The organism is Nocardia sp. FBN12 (assembly GCF_050320175.1).
Lineage (GTDB): Bacteria > Actinomycetota > Actinomycetes > Mycobacteriales > Mycobacteriaceae > Nocardia.
In genome coordinates, this window is the sequence record NZ_CP190048.1 from 740,912 (window position 1) to 755,538 (window position 14,627).

General features: G+C 67.1%; 17 protein-coding genes. 5 read left to right on the forward strand and 12 right to left on the reverse strand.

The window, feature by feature from the left end; translation table 11 throughout:
• Position 1: 1 nt before the first annotated feature.
• Entirely contained in the window at positions 2-385 is a 384-nt protein-coding gene (locus tag ACQHI0_RS03850) for a YrdB family protein (RefSeq protein WP_427906549.1), read from the reverse strand.
• 71 nt (positions 386-456) lie between these two features.
• Positions 457-912: an RDD family protein gene (locus ACQHI0_RS03855; RefSeq protein ID WP_378712540.1), complete on the reverse strand. Its 456-nt coding sequence runs from the start codon at positions 910-912 to the stop codon at positions 457-459.
• A gap of 287 nt (positions 913-1,199) precedes the next feature.
• Here ACQHI0_RS03855 and glnA point away from each other — a divergent pair, with 287 nt between their 5' ends.
• The gene (gene glnA / locus ACQHI0_RS03860; RefSeq protein WP_378907388.1) at positions 1,200-2,636 is read left to right on the forward strand and encodes a type I glutamate--ammonia ligase; all 1,437 of its coding nucleotides are present in this window, start codon (positions 1,200-1,202) and stop codon (positions 2,634-2,636) included.
• 100 nt (positions 2,637-2,736) lie between these two features.
• On the opposite strand, the gene ACQHI0_RS03865 is transcribed toward glnA, so the two are convergent.
• The 3 genes from ACQHI0_RS03865 to ACQHI0_RS03875 form a co-directional block, all read right to left on the reverse strand.
• Positions 2,737-3,135, reverse strand: a complete 399-nt coding sequence (locus ACQHI0_RS03865; RefSeq protein WP_427906550.1) for a PPOX class F420-dependent oxidoreductase — start codon at positions 3,133-3,135, stop codon at positions 2,737-2,739.
• 25 nt (positions 3,136-3,160) lie between these two features.
• Positions 3,161-3,637, reverse strand: coding sequence for a DUF1772 domain-containing protein (locus ACQHI0_RS03870; RefSeq protein ID WP_427906551.1), 477 nt, complete (start codon positions 3,635-3,637; stop codon positions 3,161-3,163).
• Positions 3,638-3,784: 147 nt separating this feature from the next.
• Positions 3,785-4,096, reverse strand: a complete 312-nt coding sequence (locus tag ACQHI0_RS03875) for a DUF6191 domain-containing protein (RefSeq protein WP_427906552.1) — start codon at positions 4,094-4,096, stop codon at positions 3,785-3,787.
• A 152-nt stretch (positions 4,097-4,248) separates the two neighbouring features.
• Here ACQHI0_RS03875 and ACQHI0_RS03880 point away from each other — a divergent pair, with 152 nt between their 5' ends.
• Positions 4,249-5,892 (forward strand): CocE/NonD family hydrolase, encoded by a 1,644-nt coding sequence (locus ACQHI0_RS03880; protein ID WP_427906553.1) that lies wholly within the window; start codon positions 4,249-4,251, stop codon positions 5,890-5,892.
• 45 nt (positions 5,893-5,937) lie between these two features.
• On the opposite strand, the gene ACQHI0_RS03885 is transcribed toward ACQHI0_RS03880, so the two are convergent.
• The 3 genes from ACQHI0_RS03885 to ACQHI0_RS03895 form a co-directional block, all read right to left on the reverse strand.
• Positions 5,938-7,650: an alpha/beta fold hydrolase gene (locus ACQHI0_RS03885; protein ID WP_427906554.1), complete on the reverse strand. Its 1,713-nt coding sequence runs from the start codon at positions 7,648-7,650 to the stop codon at positions 5,938-5,940.
• Positions 7,651-7,718: 68 nt separating this feature from the next.
• A complete protein-coding gene (locus tag ACQHI0_RS03890; RefSeq protein ID WP_427906555.1) occupies positions 7,719-8,273 on the reverse strand; it encodes a TetR/AcrR family transcriptional regulator in 555 nt (184 codons plus the stop codon).
• Positions 8,274-8,422: 149 nt separating this feature from the next.
• The gene (locus ACQHI0_RS03895; protein ID WP_427906556.1) at positions 8,423-9,373 is read right to left on the reverse strand and encodes an NAD(P)H-dependent flavin oxidoreductase; all 951 of its coding nucleotides are present in this window, start codon (positions 9,371-9,373) and stop codon (positions 8,423-8,425) included.
• Positions 9,374-9,480: 107 nt separating this feature from the next.
• On the opposite strand from ACQHI0_RS03895, the gene ACQHI0_RS03900 reads away from it, so the two are divergent.
• Positions 9,481-9,780 carry a hypothetical protein gene (locus ACQHI0_RS03900; RefSeq protein WP_427906557.1) on the forward strand — a complete coding sequence of 100 codons (300 nt, stop codon included), beginning with the start codon at positions 9,481-9,483 and terminating at the stop codon, positions 9,778-9,780.
• On the opposite strand, the gene ACQHI0_RS03905 is transcribed toward ACQHI0_RS03900, so the two are convergent.
• Positions 9,719-10,294, reverse strand: coding sequence for a TetR/AcrR family transcriptional regulator (locus tag ACQHI0_RS03905; RefSeq protein WP_427906558.1), 576 nt, complete (start codon positions 10,292-10,294; stop codon positions 9,719-9,721). The genes ACQHI0_RS03900 and ACQHI0_RS03905 overlap by 62 nt on opposite strands.
• 99 nt (positions 10,295-10,393) lie before the next feature.
• Here ACQHI0_RS03905 and ACQHI0_RS03910 point away from each other — a divergent pair, with 99 nt between their 5' ends.
• Together ACQHI0_RS03910 and ACQHI0_RS03915 are read left to right on the forward strand one after the other, a co-directional pair.
• On the forward strand, positions 10,394-11,062 hold the full coding sequence (locus ACQHI0_RS03910; protein ID WP_427906559.1) for a class I SAM-dependent methyltransferase: 669 nt from the start codon (positions 10,394-10,396) through the stop codon (positions 11,060-11,062).
• 72 nt (positions 11,063-11,134) lie between these two features.
• Complete coding sequence (locus ACQHI0_RS03915; RefSeq protein WP_427906560.1) at positions 11,135-11,791, forward strand: HD domain-containing protein; 657 nt, start codon at positions 11,135-11,137, stop codon at positions 11,789-11,791.
• A gap of 102 nt (positions 11,792-11,893) precedes the next feature.
• Here the strand turns inward: ACQHI0_RS03915 and ACQHI0_RS03920 are convergent, their stop codons facing one another.
• The 3 genes from ACQHI0_RS03920 to ACQHI0_RS03930 are packed head-to-tail and all read right to left on the reverse strand — an operon-like array spanning position 11,894 to position 14,596.
• The gene (locus tag ACQHI0_RS03920; protein ID WP_427906561.1) at positions 11,894-12,646 is read right to left on the reverse strand and encodes a copper homeostasis protein CutC; all 753 of its coding nucleotides are present in this window, start codon (positions 12,644-12,646) and stop codon (positions 11,894-11,896) included.
• Position 12,647: 1 nt separating this feature from the next.
• On the reverse strand, positions 12,648-13,427 hold the full coding sequence (gene nagB, locus ACQHI0_RS03925; RefSeq protein ID WP_427906562.1) for a glucosamine-6-phosphate deaminase: 780 nt from the start codon (positions 13,425-13,427) through the stop codon (positions 12,648-12,650).
• Positions 13,427-14,596, reverse strand: a complete 1,170-nt coding sequence (locus ACQHI0_RS03930) for an N-acetylglucosamine-6-phosphate deacetylase (RefSeq protein ID WP_427906563.1) — start codon at positions 14,594-14,596, stop codon at positions 13,427-13,429. The genes nagB and ACQHI0_RS03930 overlap by 1 nt, the downstream gene beginning before the upstream one ends.
• Positions 14,597-14,627: the final 31 nt, after the last annotated feature.

Below are 14,627 nucleotides of genomic sequence, written 5' to 3' on the forward strand. Positions count from 1 at the left end.
TTCAGGCGTTGGGTTCGCGCCCGGTCAGCAGCCACAGGATCCGGTCGTAGGCCAGCAGGTGGTAGCCGACGAGCACGGCCGCCGAGATCAGCGCGAGTCGCGGCAGCGAGGCGGCCCAGAGCGCCGCGGCCCCGCCGAACAGCACCGCGAACTCGACGCCGAGTCGCACCGGGCCCGGGACCGGCACCGTCGCGTCGCCGCCGCGGCTCGGATCATCGGGCACCGCGAACGTTCCCCACAGCAGCGCCGCCGCGACCGGCAGCACGACGACGAGCAGATATCGCCAGGGGGAATCGAAGGCACGCCAGCCGAACACTCCGAACGAGATCACGGCGATCAATTCGAGCAGGAAACGCACGGCCAGCATGGCCGGATTCAGTGACACGGCCTGATCGTAGGGCCGCGCGCGACCATGAGCAGGCCCAACGGACGCAGGCGCTCAGCCGGGCTGACCGCTCAGCGGGCGTTGACCAGCGCCGTCCCGGTGGCCCGGTCGTGCATGCCGCGGCCGTCGGCGTCGGTGAACAGCGCAGGCACCACGAACACCAGCAGCACCTGCCTGGCCAGCGCGCGCACGAACCCCACCGCCACCGGTGCGTCGATCCGCAGCACCCGCAGCCGCATGAAGTACTGGCCGGGGGTGAACCCGAACAGCGTCACCGCGGCCACGCCGACCACGAACCACACCAGCAGCGGCACCGACGACGACGCGAAGCTGCGGGTGATCACCGCCGCGATCCCGACCGCGATGAACCAGTCGATGAACAGCGCGACGACGCGGCGCCACGTCGGAGCGAGCGATCCCGCGCCCTCGCGCGGCAGCCCGTACAGCTCACCCGGGTAGCCGGAGATATCCGAGTCGCCGGGTTCGCCCGGGGATCCGGAGAGCCATGTGCCGGTAATACGCGCCATGACACCCAGGATAGAGGCGCGCGATCCGTCGCCCACGACCGCATTAATGGAGGTCACGTCAGCGCGCGATCGCGCGGATGGCAGGATTAGCGTGAAGGTCGCGCCCGGATGGCGGACATCACCAGGCATCCGGTTCGCGTAACACTGGCGAAACACAGCCTTGACTGTTGGGAAACACCGCGTCCTTAGCGTCAGGTCGCGACGAACCCCTTCGTAGCGACTGCTCGCAGGTCGTTCGAAAGGGCCAGCATCGCGACTGGCTGGGAACCGATTCGTAAGGAGAGCAAGTGACGTTCAGCACGGCCGAAGAGGTCATCCAGTACATCAAGGAAGAGGACATCGAATACGTCGATATCCGCTTCTCCGACCTGCCCGGCGTCCAGCAGCACTTCTCGATCCCGGCCAAGGCGTTCACCGCCGACCTGGCGGAAGAGGGTCTGGCGTTCGACGGCTCCTCGGTGCGTGGCTTCCAGTCGATCGACGAGTCGGACATGCTCCTGCTCCCCGACTTCAGCACCGCCCGGATCGACCCGTTCCGCAATGCGAAGACGCTCAACCTGAACTTCTTCGTGCACGACCCGTTCACCCGTGAGGCGTACTCCCGCGACCCGCGCAACATCGCGCGCAAGGCGGAGGAGTACCTGCGTTCGACCGGTATCGCCGACACCGCGTTCTTCGGTGCCGAGGCCGAGTTCTACATCTTCGACGGCATTCGCTACGGCTCGGAGATGAACGGCTCGTTCTACGAGATCGAGTCCGTGTCGGGTTCGTGGAACACCGGCAAGGAGTTCAACCCGGACGGCAGCCGCAACCTCGGCTACAAGGTCCGCAACAAGGGTGGCTACTTCCCCGTCGCCCCGTACGACCACTACGTCGACCTGCGTGACGAGATCTCGACCAACCTGCAGAACGCGGGCTTCGAGCTCGAGCGCGGCCACCACGAGGTCGGCACCGCCGGTCAGGCCGAGATCAACTACAAGTTCGGCACGCTGCTCTCGGCGGCGGACGACCTGCAGCTGTTCAAGTACATCGTGAAGAACACCGCGTGGAAGGCCGGCAAGTCGGTCACCTTCATGCCGAAGCCCCTCTTCGGTGACAACGGCTCGGGTATGCACGTGCACCAGTCGCTGTGGAAGGACGGCAAGCCGCTGTTCCACGACGAGGCCGGCTACGGCGGCCTGTCGGATCTGGCGCGTCACTACATCGGCGGCATCCTGCACCACGCCCCGTCGCTGCTGGCGTTCACCAACCCGACCGTCAACTCGTACCACCGTCTGGTGCCGGGCTACGAGGCCCCCATCAACCTGGTGTACTCGCAGCGCAACCGCTCGGCCGCCGTGCGTATCCCGGTGACCGGCAACAACCCGAAGGCCAAGCGCATCGAGTTCCGCGCGCCTGACTCCTCGGGTAACCCGTACCTGGCCTTCGCCGCCATGATGATGGCAGGCCTGGACGGCATCAAGAACAAGATCGAGCCGATGGCGCCCGTCGACAAGGACCTCTACGAGCTCCCGCCGGAGGAGGCCAAGAACATCCCGCAGGCCCCCACCAGCCTGTCCGCGGTCATCGATCGCCTCGAGCAGGACCACGACTACCTCACCGAGGGCAACGTCTTCACGCCTGACCTCATCGAGACCTGGATCCAGCTCAAGCGCGACAACGAAATCGCGCCGGTCAACCTGCGCCCGCACCCGTACGAGTTCGAGCTCTACTACGACGTGTGATCCTGACCTGCGGGAATGGGCCTGATTAGCCCATCCGGTACGCAGTGATCAGTGCAAAGAATCCCCCCTGGCCTAGCCAGGGGGGATTCTTGCTTTCTGACTACTCGGCGCCGCGACTGGTGAAGTCGAAGGATCCGCCGTCGATACCCCAGGAGATGATCCGTTCGGGGTGGATGCGGATGACCGCGCGTTCCTGGGGCGGGAACGGCGGCTCCTCGTCGTCGAGCGTTTCGGCCGTGCCGCGTACCTCGATGCCGCGAATCACATAGGGCTCCAAGGAAACCTGCTGGTCGATCACGAACGACACCCGGCTACCCGCTTCGACATTGCGGTACTTGCGACTGGCACGCATCCGCATGCCCCCGATGTCGATCGTGCCGTCGGCGTTCACCCGATAGCTGGTCGGATTGTTCTGCACAATGCCGTCGGGCGAGACCGTGGCGAGTCGGCCGATCCCGGCCTCCGCGAGGAACTGCTGTTCATTGCTGGTGAAGGGCACGTCGATACTCCTGGTGAATTCGATATCAGAACAGGATCAGCGCGGCGCACAGGCCGGCGATGGCGATGAACTGCAGGGTGACCCGGTACTTCAGCATGCTGTCCCACTTGTCCTGCAGCGCACGGGCATCGGCCGGAATGATGCCGCTCAGCGCGGCGGCGGTCTGCTGGGAATTGATCGGCTTGGCGATGCGGACGTAGAGGGCGAGCCAGGTGAGCAGCGCCGCCACCGTGATCCCGGCCGCGACAGCGGCGCCGGTCTGCCCGGCCACCAGCGCGATCAGCAGCGTGAGCACCGCGGTGACAATGCCACCCGAACCGACAATCGGCATGCGCTTGTCGCCGTAGTAGTGACCCCACCCCGCGCTGAGGGTGACGGTCGCGTCATCGAGCTTGCGGTACACCGACCGCGTGATCACGGCCGCGCAGACATCTGTGCCATAGACGACGGCATTCGCGAGAACGGCGATGGTGGCGATGATCTGGCCGGTGACAATGAGCATTTGCGGCTTCTCTTTCCTGAAAACTAGCGACGCTAGAAACTGGATCAACGGTAGCATCAGCTCGCTAGCATGTCTAGCGCTGCTAGATTTTGGATCGCGACCGTGGACCGAGTTCGGGCGATCGGCTGCCGCGTGGATCGGCCCTGATCAGTTTTCCGGCGGGTTCGGCTCGCCTTTCGGATTGGGCAGGCGCGCGATGCCGAGCGAAAGGTCAACTCCCAGTGGGCTGGCGCCGCTCTCGAGCTGCTCGCCCCGCACCTCGCGGCTTCGAATCTCCTGCTGGGTGTGCTGGCTCGACGGAGCGAACAGCGCCTGCAACTCCCCGAAAAGCCCCGCGGCACCACCGGAACCGAACTTGCCCCGAGGAGCGATCCAGCCACGCACCTCAGCCAGCACGAACAGCCGGTCGAGGGCGACAGCGAACACCACGATGCCAACAACCATCCATACCAACGGCATATCCACCCCTTACGTCCGCATCCCGACGGTACTCCGGCTGCCGGCATCGGGCCGGTTCCGGCAGCACGGGATGTTGCTCGGCACGCGGTGGCCCGACACGCCCCGGATAATCGGGGCTGGACGTGGGGGCGGGGAGCGGCAATAGTCCGGGGGTGCGATTGGGTGTGGTGGCGGCGCGGGTAGTGGCCGGTGTGGCGTTGGTGCTCGGGATGGTGGCGCCGGCGACGGCCGAGCCGGTGAATGTGGCATTCACCTGGACCCAGGAGTATCTGACCGCGCCTGACGGGACGCGGCTGCACGCGGATATTCTCCGGCCGCCGGGTCTGCCGGCTGACGCGCGGACTCCGGTGCTGATGACCGCCAGTCCGTACCGCGCGCATCTGGCGTACCTGTCCCAGCCCCGGCCCGGTGGCGGACCGTCGATCGAGAACCTGCCGGTCGAGTGGGCGCTGGGCGCCGGATACACGTACGTGATCGTCGATCTGCGCGGCTTCGGTGGGTCCAACGGGTGTCCCGATTTCGGTGGTCCGGGGGAGCAGTCGGATGTGGCGGCGGCGGTCGAATGGGCGGCGAGCAGGCCGTGGTCGACTGGCCGGGTCGGGATGGTCGGGACGTCCTATGAGGGGTGGACCGGGATGATGGCTCTGGCCGCGAAGCCCAAGGGGCTGGCAGCGGTCGCGGCGTTCGAACCGGTCGTCGATGCCTTCTCGTACCTCTACATGCAGGGCACGGCGTGGAAGTTCGGCGGAAAACCGTTGACCGAGGACGGGATTCGCCCCGCCGACACCGCGGGCGCCGAACACCTGGCCATCGCCTCGACCCCCGGTCACCCGGATGACGGCGACGAGTACAAGGCAAATGCGGTCCAGATGACCCAGGATTGCGCCGCTCGCTACCTCGCCCTCACCACCGACCACAACGGCGCCAACCCGGACTGGCGCGAGCGCGACATGGTCGAGGCCGTCCGCGGCAACACCACCCCGATGTTCCTTGGCCAGAGCTTTCTCGACTCCAACACCCGAGCCGACCGCATCATCGATGCGTGGGAAGCCAGAGGCCCCGGCGAGCACCGCGCCTGGTTCGGCCAATGGGGCCACTCGGACTGTCGCGAAAAGTGCGGCACACCCCATTTCGGCGCCGAGCTGTACGCCTTCCTCGACCGCCATGTGGCCGGGGTCGACGTAGCGGTTCCCGGCCCGCCGGTGACCGTCGGCCAGTTCGACGGTGGCTGGCGCGGCGAAACCGTCTGGCCGCCCGCGGATTCCCGTCGCGCATCGATTGCCCTGCGCACCGGTACCTTCCACGATCGCACCCTGCTGCCCGGCGCCGACCGTGAGATCTGGTCGATCTCCGCGCCGGTGACCGAGCCGGTCCACCTCGCGGGCCGCGCTACTGCCGCCCTGACCCTGTCCGGCCCGCCCGAATCGACTGTCGCACTGGAGCTTTACGACATCGCCCCGGACGGCCGCGCCACCGTCATCACCCGCGGCATCGCGCCGGTCCGCCCCGAATCCGGGATCCGGATGATCTGGCAGGACGCCCGCCTGGCCACGGGTCACCGGCTCGGCGTCCGAATCACCAACGCGGTCGACGACGTCTGGTCGCACACCCCGACGAACGCGACCGTCACCGTCACGTCAGCCCGCCTCGACCTGCCCCTGCTCACCACCCCGCGAGAGCTGAATCTCCCTGGCGGCGTACCGATCTGGCATGCACGGTGGCGAACAGAGGAAACCATCGCACTACAGCCGGACATGGTGAACGACCCCGCGCTGCGCATCGAAATACCCGCCTGAGCGGACCGCCGGCTCGGGCGGCATCGGACTGCCTGACAGCGCTGATCAGCTGTCGGCAGTCGCGACGGCGAACTTCTCGCCCCGGACGATGCGCGCGACCAGGTCGGGATGGGTGAGCTGGGGATAGTGACCGGTATCGGGGATGGTGACGACAGGCCGATCGGTCGTCTCGATCAGCGGATCATCCGAACCGACGATGATGTCGACCGGAACTGATACCCGGGCCAGCTTGGCGGCGAGCTCGTCTCGCGAGGCCCCGGCGGCCCGCAAGGCCGCCCACGTGCGCTGGGCGACGCCGGGCCGTCGCAGATCAGCGACCGCGGAGGCGATGGCAGGTCCTTCCGGAATGCCCAGTCGCGCGGCTAGTGTCGCCGTGGGCATCCGCTTGACGACCTCAGCGGCGAGGTGCGAGCCCGTCATTCGGGACGCCCGCTGCTGGAGGAAAGCGGGTGCGATGAGCACGAGCCGTGACACTCGATCAGGATGACGCAGCGCGAATTCGATCGCGGCCGAGGCGCCCAGCGAATGGCCGACGACGACCGGTCGCGTCCGCACCGGTGCCATCAGTTCCGCCATCCAGTCACCGCTCGACTGCGAAGACGCCGCCGAGCGTCCGAGTCCGGGGAGGTCCGCTGCCAGCACCGGGGCATCCAGCTCCCGGGCCACGTGGATCCATGAGTCACTGTTGAGCGGAATCCCGTGCAACAGCACATATTCCGGGTCAGCGTGCTCGCCGCTCAACCAAGTTCCGTTGCGGAAGCCGGATTTCGGTGTGGGCACGACGGTGCCGCTGCGGCCGGCGACGATACCGTCGGCGTAGGTGCGCAGCAGGTCCCCGACCGGCGGATGGCTGATGCCGAGACGTCGCGCAACGACGTCGCTTTCGCTGGTGTCGTACCGATCGGTGCTGAGGAACGACAGCGCTTCGGGATCGGTGTGGGTCACTGCCCGTGGCAGTCGCCGGACCAGCGCGGTCGGCAGCGCGAAGCGCGGCGCCGCAACATGCAGATGGTCGGCGACGAGCCGAATCAGTTCGGGCAGTGCGGGAGTCGCGGCATCGAGCAGTGGATACGACTTGCCGACCGTGTCGGGTTGGGTGGGCAGTCCGGCCATGAACCGGGCCACATAGTCGAGATCGACGACCGGAACGAAGGTGTCGGCGGAGCCGGGCAGTGCGGGCAATCGCCCTCGCCAGAGATTGTCGATCAGGTCTGACAGTCCGAAATACTGACCGGGTCCGAGCACCCCGGCCGGGTTCGCCATGGTCAGCGGGATATTCCGCTCGGCTGCGAGACGCCGCAGCAGAATATCGGCCTCGACTTTCGACGCCTCGTACGCGCCGTTGCCGTAGTCCTGATCACCCCCGGCCTCGACCGCGCGGTAGCCGCAGATATGGACGACACGTCGCAGGTCTGGTTGTCGCGCAGCCCATTCCAGCACATGCACGGCCCCGTCGAGATTCACCCGCCGCGCCACATCCGCGTCCAGTCCGAACTTCATCAACGCGGCCGTGTTGTACACATCGCGCACTCCGTCGATGGTCTCGCCCAGCGCGAGATCTGGTTCGCCGATATCGGTGGTGGTGATCGTCAAGCCCGCAGTGTCGACATCCTGTGCGTCGAGCCACGTCCGAAGCCGATCCTGACTACCCGCACGCAGTGCGGCGGTGACGGTGTGTCCGGTCCGCAGCAGTTCGGCGACCAGCGAGCGGCCGATGAACCCGGCGGCGCCGAAAACGACTGAATCGGTGTGTGCCATTGTGCCCTACTTTCAGTAGACCGATTTACATATTTTCAAGCGATGCATCCAGGACTTGGGGTAGGCGCTCAGATCAGAACGTCGATGGTGTCCGCGAGATGCCGAAGCGGTTGCCGGGATCGATGGGTGCGGGCCAGTACCAGCCCGCCTTCGATCAGGGCGAGCGCGACTGTGGTGATCCGTTCGGGTTCGGGATGGCCGAATCCGGTCAATCGTTCCCGGATGGCCTCCTCCCAGAGCCGGTATGTCGCTGAACAAGCCTGCTGCACAGCCTCATTGGTGGAAGCGGTGTCCAAGGCGACGGTCGCCACCGGGCAGCCGATGGTCCAGTCCGACGCTTCCAGCTGATCGCCCAGCAGGTTCACCATCTTTCGCGCGAAATCCCTGGCGTCGGTCGCCTCGATCGTGCGGATGATCGTCGCGATATCGGTACCGCTCTCGGCCAGCGCCGCGGCCACCAATTCGTCCTTGCCGCCGGGGAAGTGGAAGTACAGCGAACCGCGCGGTGCCCCGCTCTCCTGCACGATCTGGTTGAGCCCGGCGCCGAAATATCCGTGCGATTCGATCAGCGACCGCGTCGCCTTGATCAACTTGCACCGTGTTTCGGCTCCCTTTTTGCCCACCGCCTAAAACTAGACCGATCTGCATATTTTTGCAACCGCTCATCGGTCGCACCGCCGGTTGGTCGCCGTTTCCCCGCTGGCCGACGTCCACGGCCGCTCCGTCAAGAGCGTTGCGGCGGGGAACTTCCCGATGAGGGCCGTGGATTCGACTACGCGCGGCGTGATGTCAGAAGCTCGGCCGCATCCCCGCACAGTCGGTCGATCACAGCGGCCGCAGGCTCGATGTGGGTCACCAGACCGACGCCCTGTCCCGCATCCACGGGCGCGAGTTTGGGATCGTCGACCGCGATCGCCGCGCGAAGACGCTCGGTGTCGGGTACGTCGTCGCCTTCGAGCCGTGACCACGGGTCGGTGAACTCGTTGCGCAATACGCGCGCCGGATAGATCGGTGGCCAGGGCAGATCGAGTGCTTCGTCGAAAGCGGTGGTGACCGTGGTGCTGCTGGAGTCGGCGGCGAGCATCGCCAGACGGGCGGATTCGGGCAGCAGTGATTCCTCGGCGGCGGCCAGACAGGTCCCGAGCCACGCCCCGGCTGCTCCCGCCGCGAGCACAGCCGCGAGTGTGCGACCGGAGCCGATACCCCCGGCGGCCAGGACCGGCACGGTCGCGATCTCGAGGACGGCATCGAGCAACGGCATCAAGGCCAGCCGGTCGGCGCCGTGACCACCGCCTTCGCTGCCGCGCGCCACGAGAACGTCGATCCCCGCATCCTGGGCACGGTGGGCGCCGGGCGCGTCGTACACCTGGGTGACGGCGAGGATGCCTGCGGCCCGTACCTGCGGCACCCAGGAGAAGTCAGTGCTGAAACTGACCGAGATGATCCGTGGACCGGCGGCGATCGCGGCCTCCAGCAGCCCGGTTTCCCGGGTACGAACCCAGTCGACGAGCCCGATCCCGTCCGGCGCACCCGCGACGGCCAGCTCACGCCGCAACGCCGCCACCGACCCCGCGCTACCCATCCCGATCATCCCGAGCCCGCCTGCCGCGCTCACCGCCGCCGCGAGCCGCCCGCCCGCCGCGCCACCCATCGGCGCGTTCACCACCGGCACCCGCAGTCCCATCGATCGCGACCACGGTGTCGACAAGGACTGCTCCGGCATCAGTGCACCTTTCGCCATGACTGGGACACTCCCATCATGACAGCCGACGGCGGGCGCTCGGTGCGCGTATCTTCGACCACATCGCCGAGCGACGAGATGGGGTTGCGATGACGATCAGAGATCGCCTCGAACAGCTGGTGGCCGAGCCGCCGACGGTGTTCGGCACGCCGATCGACACGGCCGACGGCGCGATCGTCATCACCGTCTCGCGCGGCGGTGGTCTGCTGCGGCACCCACGTCCGATCGGGTTGTTCGTCGTTCACGCGGGGCAGGCCCACTGGACACCCACGGTCGATGCCAATCGCATCGCTCAGCTGGGCGAGTGGATCGGCCTGCTCACCGGAGTCATTGCGGCACTGGCGATTCTGCGTCGCCCACCATGGCCGGACCTGCGCCGCTCCCGCTGATCCCGTACAGCGCGAGCGTCTCGAACCGCTGCCACGCCCGCGCGGGCGGTGTCGGCGCGGTCGGTTCGATCACCGGACCCAGCACACCGAGCAGGCCCCACGACAGGAATTCGATCGTGCCAGCGGGCTGGTCGCCCAGGAGTTCGCCGACCAATTCGGCGACACACTGGCGGTAGGCGCGCACCACGGTTGCGGTCGCCTTCGGCCCGATCAAGGGGCGATACACCTCGGGATACTGCGCGGCCAGATGGAACATCACGCGCAGCGGCGCGAGTGGGGAGCCGGGCGTGGTGGTGCGGATGACCTCGCGGCGCAGGAATTCGGTGCAGCTCACCAGCAGCAGGTCGTCCTTGTCGCGGTAGTGCGCGTAGAAGGTGGACCGCCCCACGTCGGCGCGGCCGATGATGTCGCTGACGGTCACCTTGTCGTAGCCGCGCTCGATCATCAGCTCGATCAGCGCCTTGTGCAACGCGTCCCTGGTGCGTCGAACCCGGCGATCAGGGTGCTCGGCCATCGCTTCCTCCTGCACGGTTTCCCCGGATCTGTTCGATAACGGACACCATCGGCGATTCTGCTCCTGGCGACGTACGTGGCCACGCCCGACCATGAACTCATGTCCCGAAACCAGCTTCTCACCCCCATGTTCGTCGCCGACGCCGACACCGGCCTTGTCATCGCAGGCCTGCGTCGCTACAACCTGTTCACCACGGCGTTCTTCCTTGGCAGGCATGGTCGTCTGCTCGCCGAATTCGTCACTCGGTCCGGTGCGCGATCGGGCGATCACGCACTCGATATCGGTTGTGGTCCAGGCAAACTCGTTCGCGCGCTCGGTGCGGCGACCGGACCGACCGGTACCGCGGTCGGTGTCGATCCATCGGCCACAGCGGTCGCGGACAACAGCGGGCGGGATCGCAGCGCCCATCATCGCTACGTGGTCGGCCCGGCGCAGTCGTTGCCATTGCCCGATGCCGAATTCGACATTGTCACCTGCACTTTCGTCATGCACCACATCCCTGAATCACAGCGCGACGCCGCGATCGCCGAAATGTGGCGCGTGCTGCGGCCGGGTGGACGCCTGCTGCTCGCCGACGCGTCACCGTCGCGCCGGATGCGGGCGGTGCTCTCGGTGTTCCTCGGTCGCGGTGGTGACCCGTTCGCCGACGCCGATATCCGGCACTACACCGATCGGGTCGAGGCGGTCGGCTTCACCGGGGTCACCTACACCCAGAGTCGCGACCAGACCGGCATCCTGACCGCGGTGAAACCGGTCGCCCGCCACTGATCCCCGGAACCTGTCGGTGCCCTCGGCTAGGGTCGATCTCACACGATCACCAATCGAGCACGGGGGTGCGGCATGGAGTTCGATCAGCAGGCGTTCGAGCGGCGTGAGATCGAGGCGCGCGAGTTCGCCCTCGCGGCGCACGGCGACCAACGCTATGGCGACCATCCTTATGCCACCCATCTCGCGGCGGTTCGTTGTGTGCTCGACGATTTCGGCTACAGCGGTGAGCTCGCCCTCGCCGCGTGGTTGCACGATGTCGTCGAAGACACCCCGGTCACCGCGGCGGAGGTCGAATCCCGTTTCGGCCGTGCGGTTCTCGATCTGGTGTGGGCGGTCACCGGCATCGGCCCCGATCGCAAGGCGCGAAACCACAACGCCTACACCAAGATCACCGCTCACCCCAGAGCCGTGATCCTCAAGCTCGCCGATCGCACCGCCAATGCCGAGGCCAGCCCGCTCGACAGCAGCTGGATGGGCATGTACCGCACCGAGCACCCCACCTTCAAAGCCCACCTCGGCGGACTACTCGCCGACGACCCCACCGTGGCCAGAATGTGGGAACGCCTCGATCGCCGCCTCGACCTCTCGGTAGCGCCGCCCACCGATCAGTGGGCCGATATCGACCGGCTGGTCGCGGCAGGCGAACACGAAAAGGCCATTGCCGCAGTACAAGCGGCCTTCGCGTGCAACCCCGGCGAAGCAGAGTCGATCCTGGCCGAGCGCGCCTGAACACACCATTGCCGGGCAGCCGTCCGGTGTCACCGTAGCCGTGCTGATCCGTGCCGAGCGTGCCCGTGAATCTCCCCGCACTGGGTGTTCGGCCAGTTCGATTCAGGCCGAGGGGCGTTCGGGGGTCGTCTGCCGGTCTGCGGCGAGCAGCTGAGCTGCGGCCGCGGCCGCGAGTTCGTCGTCCAGCTGCTCATGGCCGGACTTGCCACCACCGCCGGGCCCGCCGTCGTCAGCGATGACGCGTCGGGCTGACAGGTGGATTGCGTTCACGCCCGTCCGACATAGGGCGGGAATGTCGTCGACGGCGATCCCGCCGCCCGCCATGATCTGGATCCGCCCTGCCGCGTGCTCGACCATCGCGGCGAGCTCATCGAGTCCCTCGGCGCAGGTGGCTGCCCCACCAGAGGTGAGCACTCGCGTCACTCCACCGGCGATCAGCGTGTCCAGAGCGGACTCGCGGTCGCGGACCTGATCTATCCCACGATGAAAGGTCAGCTCTATGTCGGCACCATCAACACCGTCGAGAACACGGCGTAGTCCCTCGACGTCGACCCGGTGGTCCGGGGTGAGCGCACCTACCACCAGACCGGACGCGCCCGCCGAAACCGCCGCGCGCGCATCAGCATTCATCACCGCGAGCTCGTCCGCATCGGCATACACGAAACCGCCGGCCCGGCACCGGATCAGCACGTGGACGGGAATCCCCGCCCCGACCACAGCCTCGATCGTCCCGATACTCGGCGTCAGCCCACCCGTGCTGCCCAGTGCCGCACACAATTCCACCCGATCCGCCCCGATACGGCGAGCTCCGAGCGCACCCGCCACGTCCTGTACCGCGAACTCGAGCGCGGTCACGTCAGAACGACTGCCAGGCGGGCTTGTTCGCCAGCGCGTACTTGTAGTAGTCCGCCAACTTCAACTTGCCCGCCGCGGCCTCATCGATCACCACCGTGACATGGCGATGCCACTGCATGACCGAAGCCGGGCAGAACGCCGACAACGGCCCTTCGGCGGCGGCGGCGATCGCATCGGCCTTACCCGCGCCGAGCGCGATCATCACCAGGTGCCCGGCCTCGTTGATCGTGCCGAGACCCTGGGTGAGCACGTGATGCGGCACATCCTCCGGCCCGTCGAAAAAGCGCGCGTTGTCCTTGCGCGTCTGCTCGGTGAGCGTCTTCACCCGCGTGCGCGAGGTCAGCGCCGACCCCGGCTCGTTGAACCCGATATGCCCGTCGGTGCCGATCCCCAGCAATTGCACGTCCACCCCACCCGCCGCGGCGATGGCCGCGTCATATCGCCGACCCTCACCGGCGACGTCACCGGCTTCGCCGTTGGGGCTCAGCACCCGTGCCGGATCCAGGTTCACATGGTCGACGAACTCGGACCGGATCACCGAAAAGTACGACTGTGGATGGTCTTTCGGCAAACCGACGTACTCGTCGAGCAGAAAGGCGCTCGCGGTGGAGAAGTCCAGCTCACCCTCGCGGTACCGGCGCGCCAGCTCCTGATAACTGCCCAGCGGCGAGGATCCCGTGGCCAAGCCGAGAATCGCTTTGCCACCCTTCACATAGCCGCCGACGATATCGGCGACCGTGCTCGCCACCTCGTTTTCGTCAGCCCGGATCACGATTTCCATCAGATTCCTTCCGTTCCGGCGACGAGCACCCGCCGCGGCCGCAATGACTGGTCAGTGACAAGAATGTCGGCACGCGCACCGACGGTGAGACTGCCTCGTTCGCCCTGGAGGCCGAGTACGCGAGCAGGAGTACGTGTTGCGGCGGCAACCGCGTCGGACAGGGGTACACCCGCTTCCAGCACGGTCCAGCGCAGCACATCGACGAGTCGAGCTGTGCCGCCCGCGATCGCGCCGGGCGACCCGTCGTGGGTCGCGAGCCGGGCGACGCCGTCGTGGACCTGAACGTCGAGCGCACCCAGCCGGTAGTCACCGTCGCTCATGCCCGCCGCCGCCATCGCATCGGACACCAACGCGATCTGATCCGGCCCAACGGTGTCGAACACCATCGCCACCGTCGCCGGCGCCAAATGCACACCGTCGGCGATCAATTCGACCACCATCTCGCCCCGCCCGGCAGCGGCCAGACAGGCGCCGACCGGCCCGGGGGAGCGGTGATGCAGTGCGGGCATCCCGTTGAACAGGTGCGTAGCGGTGATCGGGCCAGGACCGGCGGCGGCGATGCGCGCCGCGGTGGTGGCGGCGTCGGCATCGGTGTGCCCGAGGCTCGGCAGCACAGCGTGACGACGCATCGCGGCCAGCAGTTCATCGAAACGCGCGGTCTCGGGCGCCAATGTCATCGACCGCACCGTGCCGCGAGCGGCCGCGCAGATCCGCTCGAACAACGCGGGGTCACCGGGAATGATCGCCGCGGGATCCTGCGCGCCACACCGGCTCGCATTGATGAACGGACCCTCGAGATGCACCCCGAGCAAGGCACCGTCCTCGACCAGATCTGCCAGCATCGCCGCCTGGGCGACCAGCACCTCCGGCTGATCCGACACCAAACTGCCCATCAACCCGGTGGTGCCGTGGCTCCGATGATGCGCCGCCGCCGCCCGAGCACCCTGCGCATCAGCATTGGGGAAACCGAACCCTGCCCCTCCGTGACAGTGCAGATCGATCAATCCTGGCAGCACCAGGTCGTCGTTGGCTGCCGGAAGACGTTCGGGAGCAGGATGATCCGCGATGTCACCGACCCAGGTGATCAGTCCGGCATCGAATTCGACGACGCCATCGGCGATTTCACCTTCGGCAGTGCCGACGAGACGACCGCGCACGACTCCCGTCACGACAAACCTTCCGCATCACCTGGGCCGTTGC

What these genes read in the sequence shown, in the direction of transcription:
- ACQHI0_RS03855 (WP_378712540.1), bottom strand. Translation starts at nt 912, where the DNA reads ATGGCGCGTATTACCGGCACATGGCTCTCCGGATCCCCGGGCGAACCC.
- ACQHI0_RS03870 (WP_427906551.1), bottom strand. Translation starts at nt 3,637, where the DNA reads ATGCTCATTGTCACCGGCCAGATCATCGCCACCATCGCCGTTCTCGCG.
- ACQHI0_RS03875 (WP_427906552.1), bottom strand. Translation starts at nt 4,096, where the DNA reads ATGCCGTTGGTATGGATGGTTGTTGGCATCGTGGTGTTCGCTGTCGCC.
- ACQHI0_RS03885 (WP_427906554.1), bottom strand. Translation starts at nt 7,650, where the DNA reads ATGGCACACACCGATTCAGTCGTTTTCGGCGCCGCCGGGTTCATCGGC.
- ACQHI0_RS03895 (WP_427906556.1), bottom strand. Translation starts at nt 9,373, where the DNA reads ATGCCGGAGCAGTCCTTGTCGACACCGTGGTCGCGATCGATGGGACTG.
- ACQHI0_RS03900 (WP_427906557.1), top strand. Translation starts at nt 9,481, where the DNA reads ATGACGATCAGAGATCGCCTCGAACAGCTGGTGGCCGAGCCGCCGACG.
- ACQHI0_RS03905 (WP_427906558.1), bottom strand. Translation starts at nt 10,294, where the DNA reads ATGGCCGAGCACCCTGATCGCCGGGTTCGACGCACCAGGGACGCGTTG.
- ACQHI0_RS03910 (WP_427906559.1), top strand. Translation starts at nt 10,394, where the DNA reads ATGTCCCGAAACCAGCTTCTCACCCCCATGTTCGTCGCCGACGCCGAC.
- ACQHI0_RS03915 (WP_427906560.1), top strand. Translation starts at nt 11,135, where the DNA reads ATGGAGTTCGATCAGCAGGCGTTCGAGCGGCGTGAGATCGAGGCGCGC.
- nagB (WP_427906562.1), bottom strand. Translation starts at nt 13,427, where the DNA reads ATGGAAATCGTGATCCGGGCTGACGAAAACGAGGTGGCGAGCACGGTC.